The 18,811-nt window shown below is 51.0% G+C and carries 17 protein-coding genes; 12 read left to right on the top strand and 5 right to left on the bottom strand.

Translation table 11 applies throughout. The features are described 5' to 3' along the window. The first annotated feature begins 386 nt into the window (after positions 1-386). The 6 genes from ACX93W_RS25360 to ACX93W_RS25335 all read left to right on the top strand — a co-directional run bounded on the left by ACX93W_RS25360 (position 387) and on the right by ACX93W_RS25335 (position 6,712). Positions 387-1,160 carry a 5-oxoprolinase subunit PxpA gene (locus tag ACX93W_RS25360; protein ID WP_459395163.1) on the top strand — a complete coding sequence of 258 codons (774 nt, stop codon included), beginning with the start codon at positions 387-389 and terminating at the stop codon, positions 1,158-1,160. A 449-nt stretch (positions 1,161-1,609) separates the two neighbouring features. After that, the gene (gene pxpB, locus ACX93W_RS25355) at positions 1,610-2,302 is read left to right on the top strand and encodes a 5-oxoprolinase subunit PxpB (RefSeq protein ID WP_459395162.1); all 693 of its coding nucleotides are present in this window, start codon (positions 1,610-1,612) and stop codon (positions 2,300-2,302) included. A gap of 24 nt (positions 2,303-2,326) precedes the next feature. Then, on the top strand, positions 2,327-3,340 hold the full coding sequence (locus ACX93W_RS25350; protein WP_459395161.1) for a 5-oxoprolinase subunit C family protein: 1,014 nt from the start codon (positions 2,327-2,329) through the stop codon (positions 3,338-3,340). Next, on the top strand, positions 3,337-4,026 hold the full coding sequence (locus tag ACX93W_RS25345; protein WP_459395160.1) for a response regulator transcription factor: 690 nt from the start codon (positions 3,337-3,339) through the stop codon (positions 4,024-4,026). Before ACX93W_RS25350 ends, ACX93W_RS25345 begins: the two co-directional genes overlap by 4 nt. A 1-nt stretch (position 4,027) precedes the next feature. Further along, positions 4,028-5,494 (top strand): sensor histidine kinase, encoded by a 1,467-nt coding sequence (locus ACX93W_RS25340; RefSeq protein ID WP_459395159.1) that lies wholly within the window; start codon positions 4,028-4,030, stop codon positions 5,492-5,494. Positions 5,495-5,596: 102 nt separating this feature from the next. After that, complete coding sequence (locus ACX93W_RS25335) at positions 5,597-6,712, top strand: TolB family protein (RefSeq protein WP_459395158.1); 1,116 nt, start codon at positions 5,597-5,599, stop codon at positions 6,710-6,712. 20 nt (positions 6,713-6,732) lie between these two features. Here ACX93W_RS25335 and ACX93W_RS25330 read toward each other — a convergent pair whose 3' ends face one another. Beyond that, positions 6,733-7,809, bottom strand: a complete 1,077-nt coding sequence (locus tag ACX93W_RS25330) for a phosphodiester glycosidase family protein (protein ID WP_459395157.1) — start codon at positions 7,807-7,809, stop codon at positions 6,733-6,735. Beyond that, positions 7,806-8,237 carry a hypothetical protein gene (locus tag ACX93W_RS25325; protein ID WP_459395156.1) on the bottom strand — a complete coding sequence of 144 codons (432 nt, stop codon included), beginning with the start codon at positions 8,235-8,237 and terminating at the stop codon, positions 7,806-7,808. Before ACX93W_RS25325 ends, ACX93W_RS25330 begins: the two co-directional genes overlap by 4 nt. 406 nt (positions 8,238-8,643) lie before the next feature. Here ACX93W_RS25325 and ACX93W_RS25320 point away from each other — a divergent pair, with 406 nt between their 5' ends. Beyond that, positions 8,644-9,498, top strand: a complete 855-nt coding sequence (locus ACX93W_RS25320) for an amidohydrolase family protein (protein WP_459395155.1) — start codon at positions 8,644-8,646, stop codon at positions 9,496-9,498. 29 nt (positions 9,499-9,527) lie between these two features. Beyond that, the gene (locus ACX93W_RS25315) at positions 9,528-11,450 is read left to right on the top strand and encodes an AraC family transcriptional regulator (RefSeq protein ID WP_459395154.1); all 1,923 of its coding nucleotides are present in this window, start codon (positions 9,528-9,530) and stop codon (positions 11,448-11,450) included. A gap of 185 nt (positions 11,451-11,635) precedes the next feature. On the opposite strand, the gene ACX93W_RS25310 is transcribed toward ACX93W_RS25315, so the two are convergent. Further along, positions 11,636-12,445 (bottom strand): hypothetical protein, encoded by an 810-nt coding sequence (locus ACX93W_RS25310; RefSeq protein WP_459395153.1) that lies wholly within the window; start codon positions 12,443-12,445, stop codon positions 11,636-11,638. 327 nt (positions 12,446-12,772) lie between these two features. Between ACX93W_RS25310 and msrB the strand changes: the two genes are divergently transcribed. Further along, positions 12,773-13,744 carry a peptide-methionine (R)-S-oxide reductase MsrB gene (msrB, locus tag ACX93W_RS25305; RefSeq protein ID WP_459395152.1) on the top strand — a complete coding sequence of 324 codons (972 nt, stop codon included), beginning with the start codon at positions 12,773-12,775 and terminating at the stop codon, positions 13,742-13,744. Between the two features lie 324 nt (positions 13,745-14,068). Here msrB and ACX93W_RS25300 read toward each other — a convergent pair whose 3' ends face one another. After that, positions 14,069-15,499, bottom strand: a complete 1,431-nt coding sequence (locus ACX93W_RS25300; RefSeq protein WP_459395151.1) for a sensor histidine kinase — start codon at positions 15,497-15,499, stop codon at positions 14,069-14,071. Further along, complete coding sequence (locus ACX93W_RS25295) at positions 15,500-16,213, bottom strand: response regulator transcription factor (protein WP_459395150.1); 714 nt, start codon at positions 16,211-16,213, stop codon at positions 15,500-15,502. It abuts the gene before it with no gap. Positions 16,214-16,406: 193 nt separating this feature from the next. On the opposite strand from ACX93W_RS25295, the gene ACX93W_RS25290 reads away from it, so the two are divergent. Genes ACX93W_RS25290 through ACX93W_RS25280 form a run of 3 tightly spaced genes read left to right on the top strand, consistent with a single transcriptional unit; the run spans position 16,407 to position 18,809 of the window. Beyond that, positions 16,407-17,324 carry an ABC transporter ATP-binding protein gene (locus tag ACX93W_RS25290; protein WP_459395149.1) on the top strand — a complete coding sequence of 306 codons (918 nt, stop codon included), beginning with the start codon at positions 16,407-16,409 and terminating at the stop codon, positions 17,322-17,324. Further along, positions 17,321-18,073, top strand: coding sequence for an ABC transporter permease (locus ACX93W_RS25285; RefSeq protein WP_459395148.1), 753 nt, complete (start codon positions 17,321-17,323; stop codon positions 18,071-18,073). Before ACX93W_RS25290 ends, ACX93W_RS25285 begins: the two co-directional genes overlap by 4 nt. Positions 18,074-18,086: 13 nt before the next feature. Beyond that, positions 18,087-18,809, top strand: a complete 723-nt coding sequence (locus tag ACX93W_RS25280) for an ABC transporter permease (protein WP_459395147.1) — start codon at positions 18,087-18,089, stop codon at positions 18,807-18,809. Positions 18,810-18,811: the final 2 nt, after the last annotated feature.

Here is an 18,811-nt window from a genome sequence, read left to right as displayed (position 1 = left end):
GGATAACGTATGGCCACACTTCCACATTAGGAGAATTTTTTTTGTTTGAACAGGATAAAGATACCATTTACCGTGTTTTTAGGATCACAATTTTCGATGTTAGGTTTTACGCATGGCTAGTGCGTTAAAAGGCATTTCAGCCTTCTCAATGCATTCTGCCGGTCATATCTGTCCATTAAAGCTTGACCACTGTGGGAATTCTCTATTTTTGGGGTTTTAATGGTCGCGTATGACCGTTACAAATTGGATTTTACGAAAAAAGCACTTTAATGGACGGATATGACCGTAATTAGGGGATTGGCCGAGATAGGATAGGCCGGATGTTCAGCCTGTATTATAATAGAAAAAAACGATGGCGCGGCAAGACAAGGAAAGGCGGCGGGGATATGTATCGGATTGATTTGAACTGCGATATGGGAGAAGGCTACGGGATCTATACGATTGGCGAGGACACGGAGATTATAAAGCATATTACATCGGCGAACATTGCATGCGGCTTTCATGCCGGCGATCCTGGCACGATGCGGCGTACCGTCCGTCTTGCAGCGGAGCACGGAGTTGCAATCGGCGCACATCCCGGCTTGCCTGATCTGTCGGGTTTTGGCCGCAGGCGGATGGAGATCGACCCGGCGGATGCCTATGAGATGACGCTTTATCAGATCGGCGCCCTGCAGGCAATTGCGGCGGGAGAAGGCGTTAGCTTGTCCCATGTGAAGCCCCATGGAGCGCTTTACAATATGGCGGCAAAAAGCCGGGAGCTTGCGGATGCGATAGCGGAAGCCGTCTACAAAGCGGACGGCGGCCTGATGCTGTACGGATTGTCGGGAAGCCAGCTGATCGCCGCGGCGGAGCGGCTGGGACTTCGAGCGATGCATGAAGTTTTTGGCGATCGCTCCTATGAAGAGGACGGATCGCTTACGCCGCGAGGTGAACCAGATGCGGTGCTGCAGCATAGCGAGGATGTGGCGGCACAAGTTTATCGTCTGGTGACGGAGGGAAAGGTTATGACAAGGCAAGGAACCCCATTGCTCCTTCAAGCCGACACGGTATGTATTCACGGCGATACGCCGGGAGCTGGCCGTCATGCCGCCGCCTTACGCGCGGCGCTTGAGCGTCTGGGGCTTGAAATCTCTTCGCCTCGACAAGGAATGCCTGGTTAACTTGCGTGGTCCAACCTGCGCTAATCAGAGGTTGCTGGCCGACTTGCGGAGTCTCTGCCGAGACAAGGTGGAGTTAGTTGGCTGCGGAGCCTCGCCGCGTTAGCGTAAGAACGATAAGCTGAAGGGAAAGGGGCGGCATCATGATTATGGAGGAATGGAGTATCAAGCCCTTGGGCGACAGCGCCTTGTTAATTACAATAGAGACCATCAGAAAGGCGGGCATGGCTGGACAATCCTTTGAAGAAACGTCCTTAAAGAAAGGGGCGCCCATGCATACGCCTACGCAAGCCCCAATATCAGGTCCTATACGAGAGCCAATACAAACGTCTACGCACGTTCCCATTCAAGGGTCTGCGTCAGCCCCGGTACAAAAGTCTATGCAAGCTCCTATACAAGCGTCTATGCGAGCTTCAATCCAAGACTCTACACAAGCTCCCATACGAGAGTCAATGGGAGCAGCCAAACACGACTCCGCGCAAGCGCTCATAAGCCGCCTTGTCGCCCGGCTGGAGAGCTGTCGGGACTGGCTTGGCTATAGCGAATACGTGCCTGCCTACATATCGGTGGCGCTGCATTATGATCCATGGAAGATTTATCGCAGCAGAACCCCGGAGGAGAGAGGCCACGCCTCCATATTTGATACATTGGCGGCAAGGGTGCGGGAGGCGCTGGCAGACCGGGAAAGCTTGCTCGGGAATTCCGAAACAGAGCAGAGAGACGTTATTGTCATTCCCGTACTCTATGGCGGTGAGTATGGCCCGGATTTGGAGGAAGCCGCTCGCCATGCCGGCATTAGCGTTGACGAGATGATTGCCATTCACAGCAGTGCGGACTATCTGGTCCACATGATCGGTTTTGCTCCCGGCTTCCCCTATTTGGGCGGCATGCCAAAGGAAATTGCGGTACCTCGCAAGGCGGTTCCGCGACAGCGCGTGCCGGCAGGCAGCGTTGGCATAGGAGGCGTACAAACCGGCGTTTATCCAATCTCTTCCCCGGGCGGCTGGCAGCTGATCGGGATGACGCCGCTTAAGCTTTTTCACCCCGACTCGTCGCAGCCCAGCTTGCTTAAAGCCGGCGATCTTGTCCGATTCAAGCCGATTGGCAGCGAAGAGTTTCGTTATATCGATGCGCAGACGGAATGAATGCAGTCTGAAAGGAGCAAGTTTATGTCCATACTTGTCATAAAGCCCGGCTTGTTCGCTACCGTACAGGATTCCGGCAGATTTGGGTATCAGCGCCATGGCGTTGTTGTTGGCGGCGCGGCGGATCCAGCCGCGGCGCGGGCTGCCAATATATTGGTCGGGAATCACGAAAATATGGCGCTGCTGGAGTTGACCTGGACCGGGGCGGAGCTGCAAGCGGAGCGGGATTATGTTGCGGCAATATGCGGAGGGGACATGGACCCCCATCTGGATGGGCAAGCTTGCCCGATGTGGCGTCCGTTTCTGCTCCGCGCGGGCAGCCGCCTTGTTTTTCGCAAGCGAATTTCGGGCTACCGTTCTTATGTCGCCATTGCCGGGGGGATTGATGTGCCGCTGGTCATGGATAGCCGAAGCACGTATGCAAGGGCGGGGGTTGGCGGGTTTCAGGGCAGGGCGCTGATGGAGGGCGACCGACTTGAAGCGCTGCCTCTGCCGGTGGGTTCTCCAGGAGCCAGGCTTCAGGCCCAGCTTCATTCCGGCGGGCTTGCAACAACCTGGCATGCGGGACATTTTGCCGCAGTAAGCCGGGATATTACCGTCGTGCGGGCCATGGAGGGCTCCCATTTTGGGATGCTCAAGCAGGAGTCCCGGCGCCTGCTGACAGACAGTGTCTTCCGGGTAGATGTGCAATCCGACAGAATGGGCTGCCGGCTGGAGGGCGAAAGCCTGGAGCTGGACAGCCGCCAAGAGCTGTTGTCCGAAGCGGTAACGGCGGGAACGGTTCAGCTGCCTTCCGGCGGCAAACCAATCGTGCTGCTGGCGGATCGGCAAACAACAGGCGGGTATGCCCGCATCCTGTCTGTCGCAACAGTCGATATCCCCGTATTCGCCCAGCTGATGCCGGGCGCCAAGCTGCGTTTTGAGCTGATTTCGCATCGCGATGCGGAGGAACTGCTGCTTGAATCGGAGCGGGACTTTAAACTGTTGAGGGCTGCGGTCGGTTTGAAAATCAAGGAAAGCGGACGGGCGGGCTTATGAACGAAAAAGTGATGATTGTCGAAGACGAAAAAACAATCGCCGACGCTATTGCGTATGCGCTCAAACGCGAAGGATACGACGTCGAAACCGTCTATCATGGAGGAGAGGCGCTTCAGAGACTGCAGGAGTTCCGTCCCGACGCCATTATTTTGGACGTTATGCTCCCCGGCATGGACGGTTATGAAATACTGAAGCGCCTGCAAAGCAAAGGGAATATCGGCGTAATCATGCTTACGGCCAAAGAGGATATCGTCAACAAGGTGCTGGGACTTGAGCTTGGCGCGGATGATTACATGACGAAACCTTTTGATATGCGGGAGCTGCTTGCCCGGCTGAAATCGCTGCTGAGAAGAATACAGGCCGCTGGCGAAAAAACGGAGGACACCGTTATTACGCTTGGCGGCATTGAGCTGCGGCTGGACAAACGAACGGCTGTGGCGGGCGGAGCTACCCTGGATATGACGCCAAAGGAGTTCGATCTGCTTGCGCTCCTGGCTTCCAGTCCGGGACGGGTCTATACGCGAGAGCAGTTGCTGGATTTGGTCTGGGGCATGGATTACCTTGGCGGAACACGTACCGTGGACATTCATGTGCAGCGGATCCGAAAAAAGCTGGGGCCGTCGTTCAGCGACAATCTCCAAACCGTACATGGCATCGGCTATAAGGGGATGGGAATGGGGGGCTAACGTGAGAATCAGCATCAAAATCAAGTTCAGCATTTTTTTGGCTGTATTGCTGCTCCTCACCGTCGTTATCATAAGCGCGCTGGTGCTGGAGGGGATCAAAAAGAACCAGCAGGACCAATACGAGGTGCTGTTTGCCCAACAAGCCCAAACCGCAAATATCTATTTTAAGCAGATGTTATTGTCAGAGGATCATAAGGTGCCCCAAACTTTTCTATCCCAAAAAGGGCGGGAGTTTGCGGCGCAGCTGGAGCTGATCAGCGGGCAATCGGTTGTTTTATATGACAACGGCGGCACCGCTTTAAATCGCAATACCGCATCTCCCTTCTCCGAAGGCATAACCAGCACGCTCCGGTTTGCGCTGAACAACAAAACGGCGTTTCTGGTAGAGAAGGATACCTTGTATTATATGGCTCCTCTCAGAGTGGGAGGCGAACAAATCGGTGTCGTTCAATTCAATTACTCCCTTGCTGAAAATACGGCATTTTACAACGGAATTAAGCAATTATTCGTCTACATTGGCTCGGGCGTGTTTGTTTTCAGCTTTATATTGGCGTATTTTTACTTTGATTCCTTTGCCAACAGCATTATCAGGCTAAAGAGAACCGTTAACCAGATTCGCGAGGGCAGCTTCGATAACGAGGTGCTGAAAAGAAGGGATGAAATCGGCGAGCTGAGCGAGGGCATTCATGCCATGAGCATCACGATCAGCGATACGCTGCGGGCGATGGAGGAGGAGCGGAGGAAGCTGACGCTGGCCGTCGAGAAGTTGTCCATGCTGGACCAGCGGCAAAAGCAATTTATCGGAAATGTAACCCATGAGTTCAAAACGCCGCTAACCTCGATCAAAGCGTATCTTGATCTGCTGGACATGTATCCTGACGATAACAAGCTGCTGGAAACGGCAAAAGATACAATCGGCGGCGAAACCGGGCGGCTTTATGAAATGGTGGAAAAGGTGCTTCAGCTATCCGCGCTTGAAAAATATGCGTTTGAGTTCAGCAGAGAGAAGGTTGATGTCCGGGGAGCGGTTTTGGCGGTATTGGACGGCTTGCAGGGCAAAATCAGCAAGTTTGGGTTAACGCTGAACACCGAGCTTAGCGAAATGCATGCTTGGGCCGATCGGGACAGCCTTACTCTCGTCCTGGTCAATTTGCTGGACAATGCGATCAAATACAACAAACCGGGCGGCCTCATCTCCGTAAGAAACGGCGGGCTGGACGGCATCGTTTGGATAGAGGTGTCGGATTCGGGGATCGGCATTCCGGAGGAGCTGGCGGATAAAGTGTTTGAACCGTTTTATACGGTGGACAAAAACCGGGCGCGCGAAAACGGAGGAGCGGGCTTGGGGCTGTCATTGGCCAGGCAGCATGCCGAAGCGCAAGGAGGCAATGTCGAGCTGGTCCAAACAGGCTCCGGCGGTACCGTCTTTCGAATCACGCTGCCCGCGTACAACGAATCGGCACCTTAGCCATGGTTTACAGCCGCGACGCTTTTGTTTACATTTTTGAAACAAACCGTTGTTTTTTTGGAACATATTCTTGATACCTTTAGGATCAAGGAGGCGAAGAACATGAACAAAACAAAATGGTTGAGCATGGCGGTAGTGCCGGTTCTGGTCATGAGCATGACGGCTTGCGCAAAAGGCAATGACGGAGGCCGGGTGGTCATACAGGAGCCGGGAAGAACGATTACGGTTGTGGAGGAACCCGCGACGGAGACGGGGGATCTGGATATTTCGGTTGAGGGCATTCAGAGTCATGAAAACGTGGAGATTTCGGGATGGCTGGATAACGAAACCGTCATTGTATCCATGGAAAATAAATCGCTGGACAAAATGAGTCTGGCAGAGCTTGCGGATTCTTATCCCAGAAGCCTCTATTTGTATCATATCGGCACGCGCCAGTTCGAGCTGCTGAAGGAGCAAAAGGAAGTGTTTCTAAGCGGCGCGGGGTTATCGCCGGACAAAAAACATTTGGTGTATCAGGCGTATAACCTGGGCGATCCCGTTTTTTATATGATGGATATGGATACGTTGGACACAACCCCATTAACGGGCGGTTCAATCGGCGGAGCGATGAGCGCGGGATGGGGCACCGACGGTACGGTGATTGGCGCGGCGTACAGCGGAGGAGCCTACAGGGCGACCGTATCCGGAGATATCGGTACGGTGCCGGGAATGGAGGGGGAGCTTCTTGTAATCGCAAAAGGAATCGGCGACAGCATCTATTACAACACAAACGCCGACGGAACGTTGAAAGTGATGGACCTCGCCACGGGGGCAAAAACGAGCCTAGGCCTGGAAAATGTGTATGGCGTTTATCCTTCCCCGGATGGCAAGCAGTTGCTTGTGCTGCAGTATAACGGCTCCAAAAGCTCATTGATCCTTTGCGGCCTGGACGGAAGCAACCCCAAACGCATTGCGGAAGGAGCGGAGCTGGGAGGAGTTTCGTGGTCGCCGGACCAACGAATGATCGCCTACAGTCAAAAGGCCGACGGCAACGCAACGGCTGCCAGCACCTTATATGTATACGACATGTTGACCGGCGAATCCACTCCAATTGCGGTTGATGTCGGGCAAGCCTCTACCTCCTGGAGCCCGTCGGGCAAGGAGCTGGCTTATGCGGAATGGACCGGAAGCCAATACAACAGCAGCATTGTAACCTTGAAGCTTTCGCTGCAAAAATAGAGAGAAGAACTCCCCGCCCGCTATTTGTAGAACAAAAAGTGGGTGGGGAGTTTGCGCAAGGAGCCATCCGACGGTTTGTTGATCAGCTTGCCGTTAAAGACAAGCGAGGAGGAACCGCCGCCGTCGAGATTGTACGCGTCGATGACGCCGTAGGACTGAAGCAGGTTTTGCAGCTCCGTCAGACTTGCTCCGGAGCTGCCGGCTTCATTATAGCCGTCCGTCACCAGCAAAAGAATCTGATTGTCCTTGTAGTTGGCGATTACGGTGCGAGGCGCGCGTTTAGGACTATTCTGCCATTTGGCGGGGATCTCCTGTTTGGAGCCTCCCTTTAACAGCACCGGCACAAAGGTTGCCCCGAACTTCGGTTTTTTGGCATCCAGTTGCTCCTGCGTATCGAATTTGCCGCCGACCAGCTTGCCGCTTTCGCTAAGGCCGACAAAAAACAGGTCGAGATACGTCGGCTGAAAGCCGGTTACATATTCACCATTCACCATCGTGGTGCTAAGCGGATAACGGCTCCCTTTGCTGTCTGCAAACCCGCCTGCGTTGACGCCAACGGCCGCGCCGTGTTTTTTGACGGCTTCCAGGGTAGTCATGGATTGTCCCAGCTCCGATCCTCCCAAAACCATGTCCATGGCATCGGGGCTTTTGAGCTGGATTTTGACTGCATAGCTTCTAAACTGTTCGTTCTGCAAATAAAACAACTGGGCACGCAGCTTGTCCGATGATATCGTCTGGCTGGCCTTTCCCAGCCGCGCCGTAATTTTGGCGTCGTAAATCGCCAACGGACGTCCTGCCTGGGCGGCTGCCAGCTTGCTGATCTCCGTCATCTCGGCATTTGTTTTGTCGTAGAGCTCGACCTGCTTTCGGAGCGATTCCCCGGTATAGGCGGCTGTTTCCTGAGCCTGGTCCAGGCCGGTCGCCAATTGCTCCAGCGAAGTGGAGGATTGGGAGGATTGCCTCATTTCCGGCATGACGATATCGCCGCTAGAGAGTGTAATAGCAATATTGGAGGACAATAGCCAGATTATAATGCCCAATAATGGCGTAATCGCAAACAGCGCGGTACGGTTTAGCAGCTTGACCGGATTCATCATTTAAGCACATCCAAATTTTTCTTCAGCTCGGCAAGCTGTTTTTTGACCTCGTTTAATTGAGTGTACAGCTTGTTGCTGTTATCGGTTTTGTCGTCCGCATTGTCCTTCGTAAAGGTGAGCAGCTCGTTCAGCGCGTCAACCTTTCCCTGCAGATCGGCAATATCGCTTGTATAGGTCGCTTCAAGCTGGTTGAGCCTTTCATCATAGGCTTTCTGCATGGCTTCCACCTGAAGCGAGGTTTGCCGTTCGATATCATGCGTTATGGTCAGCCTCATATTGTCGGTGTACAGCTTGGCTCCGTAAATGCCGCCGCCGATCAGCAGCAGCCAAATGCCTGCAAACACAATAAAGGCGGCCGTTCCCCGTTTTTTGCGGGAGCTGGACGCCTGTCTTCCGGTCATTGCCGGTTCAACGCCTAAATCACTCATTTTTAATTCATTCACCTCTTATGGAATTGATTCGTGCTCGCAGTTTGATGAACGAACAGTCATATCGCTATATTGTAAAGACGCTTAAAGGCGCAAAAGGTTGCGCTTGTCCGGGACCTTCCATGCCGCGAAAAGGCAGGTTATAATTTCCAGTAGGGACATCGCCGTCCGCCAGCATATTCGCGAGCACGGCAAGCTGAAGGGCGTAATGATGGACAGTTTTTATTTGATGCTGCCGGGAGCGCCAGTGCTTGCTATAATGACAGATATCCGGCAATATACGGGGGTGTGTTTAATGACAAGCTACTGCCGGAAGAGGGACTTGGAGCATTGCGCACAACTCTCTTTCCTTTTGACGCAAGGTATCAACGATGGGCGGAAGGCCTAACAGAAATGGAGCCGAAGAATGAAAATAATTGATGCCCATATGCATTTGTCACATATCAATTCGTTTAAACAAACAGCGGAGGAACGTTCTTTTGTCGATTATTCGGTAGAGGGGCTGCTGCGGGAATATGAAGCTCAAGGCATTGTTCTGGGAATCGGCATGGGAGTGACGGAAACCGCCGGGGAGGGTTTCCCCGACCGCGCTGCCCCAACGCCTATGGGCCTGGACATGGTGTCATCCTACCCCAAATCCATTGTTTATTGTCCGGGCGTAAACCCGCTAACGCTGGATAATGCTGGACTTGACCGCCTGGAGAAATCGCTGCAGCTGCCGGAGGCCGTGGGAATCAAAATTTATTTGGGCTACTATCCGTTCTACGCTTACGACGCTGTCTATCAACCGGTGTACGAGCTGGCAAAGCGATATGACGTTCCCGTTGTGTTCCATACGGGAGACACTTATTCGGAACGCGGGCTGCTCAAATATTCCCATCCGATGGCGATCGACGAGGTAGCGGTGACCCACCGCGAGGTCAATTTCATGATGGCGCATCTCGGCGACCCATGGGTGCTCGATGGAGCGGAGATTGTATACAAAAACCGCAACGTGTTTGCCGATCTGTCCGGACTGATGGTGGGCGATGCCGCCGAATGCGCGCGTCTCAAAGACTCGCCGTTATTCTTTTCTCATCTGCGCCATGCGCTCGTTTATTGCGACAATTATGAAAAAATGCTGTTTGGCACCGACTGGCCGTTAGCTCCCGTAGAGCCTTATTTGCAATTTGTAAGGGAATTGATTCCCGAAGCGTATCATGAGGATGTTTTCTACCGGACGGCGCTTACGGTATTTCCTCGAATTCAGCAGCGGCTTTAGGAGAGATATTTTGGGAAGGGGGAGAACATTTGGATTGGGAGGTCCACATTGAACAATGGAGCAAGGCAGCCGTCCGGCTGCTGGATATCACCCATTATCGCGCGGAGCTTGGAACGTTTTCCGGACGCTATAGCTCGCATTCCGGCTTTTTCGTGGTTACGACTCAGGGCGAGGGAAATGTAAGCTTGTCGGGAAGAGTTTACCCGGCCCGTTCTCCCCATGTTTTGTATGGAGGGAGGGGAAGCGAACTGGACATTGTGCCGCTTTCCAGTACGTTTTCCTGCTATTTCATTCAGTTTGAAGCCGTTACTGCTTCGCCGCCGGATCAGGACAGCTTTCATGCGCCGTATGCATTTACTCCTTATACTTCGTTGTCTCTGCAGGAGATGTGCCAAAGCATGGACCGTCTGTGGCGGCAGGGCGCCCCGCTGGACCGATTGCAGGCGCAGTCCGCGTTTCTCCCGTTTGTGTACGAGGTGTTGCGGCAGATCCGGACAGCCACATTGGAAAAGGGCAAGCCCAATATTGTATCCGAAACCATCCGATACATTAACGAGCATTACAAGCAGGCCATTACGGCAGAGGAATTGGCCGGACTTCAGAATTGCAGCGCCAGCTATTTGTCCCGCCTGTTCAAAAATCAAATCGGAATCAGTCCGATCGATTATGTGATTCATGTGCGCGTCTTTAAAGCCAGGCAGCTGCTGTTGGACTCGGAGGCCCGCATTCAGGAAATTGCGGGCAGCGTCGGCTACGGCGATGTTTATTATTTCAGCCGCTTGTTCAAGAAGCATACCGGACTTTCGCCGCTACAGTATCGCGAGGAAAATCGGCGGGTTGTTCAGTATAATCCATTGCGATTGTCAAAATCATCTATTGTAACCCCATGGTCCCTTCACCATAATGAGAACGAGAGTTATTATCAATTGGATGAGGAAGGGGAAACATCGATGTTTAGATTTTCAAGACCGGCGTTTGGGGCGATGATGCTTTTATGCACAGCGTTGCTTCTGAGCGCGTGCCAGGCAGCTTCGCCCACACCGTCAAGCAGCCCAACAGCAGCCGCTACGGTGCAGCCGGAAGCCAGCGCTACGGCAACAGCAGCTGCGGATAACGGAGCGGGGGAAACGCGCATGTACGAGCATCTGAAAGGCCAAACTGAAATCCCTGCGAAGCCTCAGCGCGTGGTCAGCCTTTTTCACCTGGGAGAACTGATGGCGCTTGGCGTAAAGCCGGTTGGCGCAACAACCTTTATTTTGCAGAATCCGTTTCTAAGCGATATCTCTGATATAACGGATGTTGGCGTGCCGCCGGATCTGGAGAAGATTCTGGCATTGGAGCCGGACTTGATCGTTACAACCGCGCCATTTGCCGAAGCTACGGAAGGCGGATACGAAGCGTTGAGCCAAATCGCGCCAACAATCGTTGTCGAACAGAACAATGACCCGATCAAGGATGTGGAAATGTTCGGCGATATCCTTGGCAAGCAAGAGGAAGCGCGGCAATGGAATGAGGGATTTGCGGCAAAAATTGCGGAATACAAAGAGAAAATCAGCCCGTATGTCGGAGCCGATGAAACCTTCTCCATTCTGAATGTGCGTTCAGGCGCTATATTTATTTATGGCGATACCAATATGGGCGGAAACATCGTCTACAAATATCTGGGCTTAAAGCCTACGGCAAAAGTAGAGTCCGACGTCATTAACGGAGAAACGTGGGAAATATCCTCCGAAGTAATTCCGGAATTCATCGGGGACCGGCTGTTCCTGGCCGTGAATGAAGGTGCTGAAGAGGAATTGAAGAAAGTGGAAAAGCTTATTCAAAGCACGCCGGCAGGCCAAAATGGAAAGGTTTATTCCATTGATTTCAATGAGTTCCTTCCCAGCGATCCCGTTGCGGTAGACAAGCAGCTGGACATTATTACCGACTTGTTAATGGAAGGCAACAACTAAAACAAGCAGTTAAAAAATAGGTAAGGGACATCTCGCTTCGCATGGTATGCGGCGGCGAGATGTCCCTATTTGTGATGGATTGTTAGGACGAAGCTATATTTTACTATATGCTTTATTGGGGTCTTGTTCAACATTTTCAGTGTTTCTGGGATTAACTGTTTGGTATTCTTGAACAATTTTGACTTCTAGATATGTACCAAGCACCCAGGATGTAAGGTTTGAAAATTAACTTTTCTAAAACGAGTTTTTCTTTTTTGGTTTAAGCTATAATGATATTCAGATCTATATTTAGCTAGTTTTATATAGAAGTCCTTTATTTTGTGGAAATTTTTGAACATAAAACCAACATATAGAATGAATATCATGAGAAATAGTACATGCTTACCTGGTGCCATAAGTTTATAATCGAGATTTTGTCCTAATGAACCTGCAATAAGAGCTTTAAATAAGATAAAAATAATTAGAAGCAAGAATAAGAGTGCAATTATACTGATTCCAATACGCAAATTTATGTAGAAATTAATTAATCTCTTTTCATTTTTGTTATATATTTGGTGACTATTAATGTTTTCTATGAATGTATAGATTATATATCTAATACCGTGCAATACTAAAATTGCCATGCTTGAAAAATACATATATAAAAATCCACTTACCCCTAATATAATGGCAGCCAAGACAGTTAAACCAGTTTGTTTGAATGTAACTTCTGAATTTAAATCAGTATTGAATACAGTATTGCCACCAAAAGATTCCACTATTTGATTGACATCCTCCTTCCCTAAACTAAAGGTAGTTTCAAATAACATGCTATAAATATTAGCTCTCAATGTATCTTCATCTGAAACATTGAAGTCATGATTTATATTTTTAAATAAAAAGGACTTACTCAATTCCTCATTGTAATTAATAACAAAATAAAACAAAATTACAATTCCAAATATTGTGCCTAGTAAGTATCGAACCAAATAAAATTCCCAGAACCTTTTACCCATACTGAATTTATCTCCTTCAAAGTTGTTATAAACCTCCTAAACTTTAATTCTATATTTCGTAGTTCTGTCTAGCAAGTCCTCCTATCAATTAATCAAATTCTAATATTATATTATATATATGTAAAAATATAAAAGTAAATGAGTGACGCAATGATGCGCTATATAATCCACTAACCTCGAATAAACGCAAGCATTGAATCGAAATACAGCCTAATTTATTTAAAGAGCGTCACCTTTCAGCACCGTTTTTACATCAAGCTTTTCTTCGGTATAATAAAGAAAAGCCGGATTATTAGGCCGGCTGTCTACGAAAGGTGGAGATACGAAATGGATAATCAGGAAACATCCAAAAAAGAGCTAGCTATGTTTGCAGGAGGCTGTTTCTGGTGCATGGTGTCTCCGTTTGAAGAAATGCCGGGCATCATCGGCATTCAGTCCGGTTATTCCGGCGGACATACCGAAAACCCGACTTACGAAGAGGTATGCTCGGAAACGACGGGACATGCGGAGGTCGTCCAAATCGCATTTAATCCCGATATCTTCCCATACAGCAAGCTGCTGGACATCTTCTGGCATCAGATTGACCCTACCGACAGCGGCGGGCAGTTCCATGATCGGGGCGAGTCATACCGTACCGCTATTTTTTACTATACCGAGGAACAGCGTTTACTGGCGGAGAAGTCGAAGGAAGAGCTGGAGAAGAGCGGCCGCTTCGATAAGCCTATCGTAACGGAAATTACGGAGGCAGGACCTTTTTATCCTGCTGAAGATTATCATCAGGGTTATCACCATACCAACCCGTTCCGTTACAAAATGTATCGCAAGGGCTCCGGGCGCGATGCCTTTATCGCCAAACATTGGACAACGGCAAAGGATGAAGGCGAGCTCAAAAAAAGACTGACGCCCATCCAATACGAGGTTACGCAAAATAATGCGACGGAACGCCCGTTTACTGGCGAATACTGGGATCATGAGGAAGAAGGCATCTATGTCGATATCGTTTCGGGCGAGCCGCTGTTCAGCTCCCGCGACAAATACGACGCGGGCTGCGGCTGGCCGAGCTTTACAAAGCCGCTGCAAAAAGCATCCATAATCGAGCATACCGACACCAGCCACTTTATGGTGCGGGTCGAGGTGCGCAGCAAAGAAGCGGATTCCCACTTGGGCCATGTATTCGACGACGGTCCCCGCGACAAAGGCGGCTTGCGCTACTGTATCAATTCGGCTTCTCTGCGGTTTGTGCCCAAGGCGAAGCTGGAAGACGAAGGTTACGGGGAGTATCGGCATTTGTTTGAATAAAAGGTTGGCAGCAGGTTCGCAACATTTTAATGGACAAAAATGGTCCTTAGCGTGCATTTCAGCCATCCGCGCCACCTCTGACGGTCAAATCTGTCCTTTGCAGCTTAAATGGAGCGGAAAATGTTCATTTTTAGGTTCTAATGGACAAAAATGACCGCTACAAATTGAAGGTTGCGTAAAAACGCGGCTAATGGACAGATTTGACCGTAAGGTCCATGCGGGCTGGTCAAGCATAATGAAAATGTCAAGCTGCTGCGAGCACAGCTTGTTCCTTCTATACCTTTCCCTATGCAGACACTCATCCTCGGAAAGCCACGATTGAGGTTATCTCGTTTTCCGGGTTAATTCAGCGTCTGCGTTCCGCAGTTGACCAATAACGGGAAATGACATTGTTGCGCTCATGCCGCCCTCATCAGGATCACTCTTTAATTGCAGCTGTCCGCGATGAGCTAAAGCGATTCTGGCTACCATCGGCAGTCCCAGCCCGTGCCCATTCGGCGCGGGCTTTTTCCGTTTGGAGGAATAAGGAAGCTCGATTACATCTCTCAGCTGTTCCTGCGGTATTCCCTTGCCATTGTCGCTAACTCTGATGGCATATCGGGTACGGTCCTCCGATAGGAAGGTTTCCACCGTAATGCTGCATCCCTCCGGGTTATGCCTCACGCTGTTCTGAAGCAAATTGCCCATCGCCCGGCTTAACAGTTTTTCATCCCCGCTAATTTGAACGGCCTCATCCTCCACATTCAACTCAAGAGAATATCGCTCATCCAGCCGATTATTCAGCAGTTCGGCAGCGGCCTGTCTCGACAGCGCAGCCAGCCTGAGCGGCTTCAGATGCAGGGGCTGCATCTCGTATTCCAGCATGGATACCAGATTCAAGTCGCTTACGAGGGAACGCAGCTTTTCGCCCTGGCGCCGGATAATGGAGGCTTGTTCTCTTTGCTCCTCGGGCAAGTCTTTGTTTTCCTCCAAATCGCTGGAATACCCCAGTACCATGGAGAGCGGAGTGCGTATATCGTGCGAAATTCCCGCAATCCAATTGGACCGGGCCTCGTCTCGCGCCTTCAGGGCAGCAGTCCGGCTTTGGAGCATGGAGGAGGCGGAGTTGATGCTGCCAGCCAAATCTCCGAACAGGCCTTTTGCATTCAGTTGGACCTCTTCATCCCGCGCAAGCTGGTGAACACCCTCCACAAGCGGACGAATCCCCCGCATCATTCTCATTCCGATTACGATTGAAATAAGCAGCGCCACGGCGATATTAAGCAGGAGCAGCATTGTCAGCCGGATTGGCAAAGAGCGGCCCCAATCGTAGAGAAATTGAAACTGGTATTTGCCGTAGCTCCACTTTGGATATCCCATTACAAGAAGACCTGCGTCTTTTTCCCAGGTGTATACGGGATAATCCTTCAAATAGTAGCGCGAAAGCTTGGCGATGTCCGCCAGCGTATAAGAACGCGGAATTTCACCGGGCAAGCTGAACTCCCAGATCACGCTGCCGTCTCCGTCCAGCAGCATTGCCCATGCCTCGTTTTCCCGAAGCAGTTCGCCCGCGATGTTTTCCAAGGCGTAGCCGCCGTTTTCGCTTTTGCCAAGCCCCGAAGCTACTTGCTTTAGCACGCCCTCGGGCGACTGGCTTTGGTTCATTTCCTTAAATACCAGCGTGCCCAGCAGTACGAAGTTGAAAACCAGCAGGCAGACAGATACTAGCAGGGTAGAGGCGACAAAACGGCGTAAGATAGCAAGTACGCTCCCCACTTAATAACTCTCCTTCATGACCAGCTTATAGCCGAGACCCCTGACGGTCAAAAGATGAACCGGGCTGGAAGGGTCTTGCTCCACCTTCTCCCGAATGCGCCTTATATGGACCATCAAGGAGTTTTCATAGCCGTAGCTGTCATCTCCCCAAGCCGCTTGGCATAAGGCGTCGCTCGTAACAATTCGGTCCCTGTTTTCATACAGTTTGGTCAATATGGCATGTTCTTTGGCTGTAAGAGGCAGTTCGCCCTGCTCCCTGCGCACGACGGCGCTCTCCAGATCAACGACGGAAATGCCAAGCCGAAAAGCGGACAATCGGTTGTTGACAGGCGATGCATAAACCCGCTTGAGAATGGCGGTTAGCCGGAGCAGCAGCTCCCGGGGAAGAAATGGCTTGACGATGTAATCGTCCGCTCCCAGTCCAAGGCCTAGCAATCGGTCCTCGTCCTCGCCCCTGGCGGTCAGGAATAGGACAGGCAGGTTTGAACATGTTCGTATGGAGGAAAGCAGCGAAAAGCCGTCCCCGTCCGGCAGCATGACATCCAATATGGCGATATCAGGCTTGTTTGCGCTTATTGCGGCGAGAGCCGCTGAGCAGTCCCCGGCTGTGTAAATACGGAAAAAGCCTTCTTTTCGCAAAAAACGTTCGATCATCACTCTGATATCGTGTTCGTCGTCAACGATCAATATCTTTTTATTTTTTAGATTATCCATGCTGAATCACCCGATTTTATTATACATGAATCTCTGGGCCGGCTGTTTTTGAAGAAGGAGATTTAAGGTAGGCGTAAGGTGCGCTTCAGGATGGGGAAAGGCGTGAAGGTTACTGTTGAAGCATGGAACAAGATTGAAATCCGCGTGAGAGAAAATGTGGACAAATCGAAATGACGGACTGGAGCTGAGTGGCATGAGTACTGGAATCATCATACAAACACAACGGTTGACCAAACGATATGGAGCCGTGTCGCGGGTGCGGGAAGTTGATCTTGAGGTTACTGAAGGAGAAATTTACGGCTTTCTTGGTCCCAATGGAGCGGGAAAAACAACGACGCTAAAAATGCTTTTAGGGCTTGTTAAGCCCTCCGAGGGAAGGATCAGCCTGTTCGGGCAAAGCCTGGACAAGCACCGCACCTCCATCCTGGAGCGCACCGGCTCCCTGATTGAATCTCCTTCGTATTACGGGCATTTGACCGGTCTCGAAAATATGAAAGTGATGCAGCGCCTTAGAGGCGTGCCCATGCAAAACGTGGAAGAAGCGCTTCGAATTGTGCGTCTGGAAAACCACAAGCATAAAAAAGCCGATCAATATTCGCTCGGCATGAAGCAGCGGCTTGGCATAGCAATGGCTTTGCTGTCCTTTCCCAAGCTGCTGATTCTGGATGAGCCAACAAACGGTCTTGATCCTGCCGGCATTGGCGAAATCCGCGAACTGATCAAGTCGCTGCCGGAGCGATACGGCATGACCGTTCTGCTGTCGAGCCATTTGCTAACCGAAATCGAACAAGTCGCAACTTCGGTAGGCATTATCAGCGACGGCGTGATGCTGTATCAGGGGAGTATGCATAGCCTTAAGGCGCAAAGCCGCTCCCATGTGACCTTGAAAACCGGAGACAACACCCAGGCGGGGAGGCTGCTGCACGCGAGAGGATATGACGCAACTGCCCAAGGAAACCGTCTCAGGCTTGACAATGTGGAGGATTCGGAGCTTGCGGCCCTCAACCGCATGCTGGTGGAGCATCATATCCCCGTAACCAGGATCGAGAGGCGGAAACGTAGCCTGGAGGAGATGTTCCTGGAGCTGACGGGAAAGGAGCGCAGCTTGTGATAAATGCATTGAGGTTGGAATTTTTCAAAATAAGGCGCAAAAAAATCGGGTTGATGCTGCTGATGTTTCTGACCGTGGAATGGCTCTGGGTATTTCTGTCCGTCAGCCGCGCCATTGCCAAAAATCCGGATCAAGCTGCATGGGAAGCTGCCATCTTTTCGATCTCCTCCATGAATGGGCTGTTTATGCCCATCCTGACGGCGATCATCATATCGCGCATTTGCGATATGGAGCATAAAGGGGCAACATGGAAAATGCTCCTTTCGACAAACGTTAAACGAAGCCGTCTGTACGGCGCAAAATTTGCCTGCGCCACCGTTTTGCTTCTGCTCGGCACATTGATCCAATGCTTATTCATTCTATTGCTGGGAGTAATGAAAGGATTTGAAGGTTCGCTTCCCTTGGAGCTGCTGATGCGTTTTGCCGGAGGATCCATGCTGACGGGATTGGCCGTTTCGTCGTTGCAGCAGTGGATTTCGCTGGGTATCAAAAACCAAGCCTTTGCGCTATGTCTCGGGATGCTCGGCGGTTTTGCCGGAATGACCGCCGGATTGTTTCCCGCAGCCTTCAGAGTAATGTTGATTTGGTCCTACTATATGGATCTGAGTCCAGTAGCCTATCGGTACGGCGAAAACAGCGGTTCTTATTTGATTCAATATCCAGGCTTTGGCGTTGCGGCTGCGGCTCTGATCATGGCTGTCCTGTTTTATGCCATGGGAAGCTTGACCGTGACACGTCAGGAAATATAGGGAGGGGAACAAAATGATAAGAAGCATTTCGGCTGAATGGCTCAAGCTGCGCCATTCCAGGATCGTTCTCCTGCTTGGGGTGCTCCCGGTTGTCAGTCTGTTGATCGGCTGCGCCAATTTTTATGCCAACCAGAGCGTCTTGGGAAATGGCTGGTACAGCCTTTGGACTCAGGTCAGTTTATTTTATGGAGAGTTCTTTCTGCCGATATTGATCGCGATTTGTTGCTCGTATCTTTCCAGGCTGGAGCATGGGAACCGAAATTGGAATATGACGATGAGCACGCCGATATCGCCGTCCGGTGTTTTTTTCGCCAAATGGTTTGTGGCTGGCATGTTGATTTTGTTTGCGCAAGTATTGTTTGCTTTGCTATATTGGCTGGCTGGCACTCTTTTGTCCTTGGATGGGTCATTTCCTGCAGAAACCATCGGCTGGATCATTAGGGGCTGGTATGCTTCATTAGCTATCGGCGCTTTGCAACTGGGGCTTTCATTGAAAATGCGCAGTTTTGCTACTCCCATCGGCATTTGCTTGTGTGCCGTATTTGCCGGGCTCGGTCTCTACGTTGCAAAGCTGGGTTTGTTTTTTCCGTATTCGCTGCTTACGATCGGCATGGGCGTGTTGAGCCAGGATCAGCTGAATGGCCTGCACCATGTTTTGTTCTGGGTTTGCAGCACGGGTTTTATTGTTGCGTTTGCGGCTATGTCCATCTCGAGATTAAAGCGACTTGACTGGTAGTC

This window comes from Paenibacillus sp. CAU 1782, assembly GCF_054551715.1.
The sequence above is the reverse complement of the archived record's forward strand: the minus strand, read 5'-3'. Positions and strand labels throughout refer to the sequence as shown.

What these genes read in the sequence shown, in the direction of transcription:
- ACX93W_RS25360 (WP_459395163.1), top strand. Translation starts at nt 387, where the DNA reads ATGTATCGGATTGATTTGAACTGCGATATGGGAGAAGGCTACGGGATC.
- pxpB (WP_459395162.1), top strand. Translation starts at nt 1,610, where the DNA reads ATGGGAGCAGCCAAACACGACTCCGCGCAAGCGCTCATAAGCCGCCTT.
- ACX93W_RS25350 (WP_459395161.1), top strand. Translation starts at nt 2,327, where the DNA reads ATGTCCATACTTGTCATAAAGCCCGGCTTGTTCGCTACCGTACAGGAT.
- ACX93W_RS25345 (WP_459395160.1), top strand. Translation starts at nt 3,337, where the DNA reads ATGAACGAAAAAGTGATGATTGTCGAAGACGAAAAAACAATCGCCGAC.
- ACX93W_RS25335 (WP_459395158.1), top strand. Translation starts at nt 5,597, where the DNA reads ATGAACAAAACAAAATGGTTGAGCATGGCGGTAGTGCCGGTTCTGGTC.
- ACX93W_RS25330 (WP_459395157.1), bottom strand. Translation starts at nt 7,809, where the DNA reads ATGATGAATCCGGTCAAGCTGCTAAACCGTACCGCGCTGTTTGCGATT.
- ACX93W_RS25325 (WP_459395156.1), bottom strand. Translation starts at nt 8,237, where the DNA reads ATGAGTGATTTAGGCGTTGAACCGGCAATGACCGGAAGACAGGCGTCC.
- ACX93W_RS25320 (WP_459395155.1), top strand. Translation starts at nt 8,644, where the DNA reads ATGAAAATAATTGATGCCCATATGCATTTGTCACATATCAATTCGTTT.
- ACX93W_RS25310 (WP_459395153.1), bottom strand. Translation starts at nt 12,445, where the DNA reads ATGGGTAAAAGGTTCTGGGAATTTTATTTGGTTCGATACTTACTAGGC.
- msrB (WP_459395152.1), top strand. Translation starts at nt 12,773, where the DNA reads ATGGATAATCAGGAAACATCCAAAAAAGAGCTAGCTATGTTTGCAGGA.
- ACX93W_RS25295 (WP_459395150.1), bottom strand. Translation starts at nt 16,213, where the DNA reads ATGGATAATCTAAAAAATAAAAAGATATTGATCGTTGACGACGAACAC.
- ACX93W_RS25290 (WP_459395149.1), top strand. Translation starts at nt 16,407, where the DNA reads ATGAGTACTGGAATCATCATACAAACACAACGGTTGACCAAACGATAT.
- ACX93W_RS25280 (WP_459395147.1), top strand. Translation starts at nt 18,087, where the DNA reads ATGATAAGAAGCATTTCGGCTGAATGGCTCAAGCTGCGCCATTCCAGG.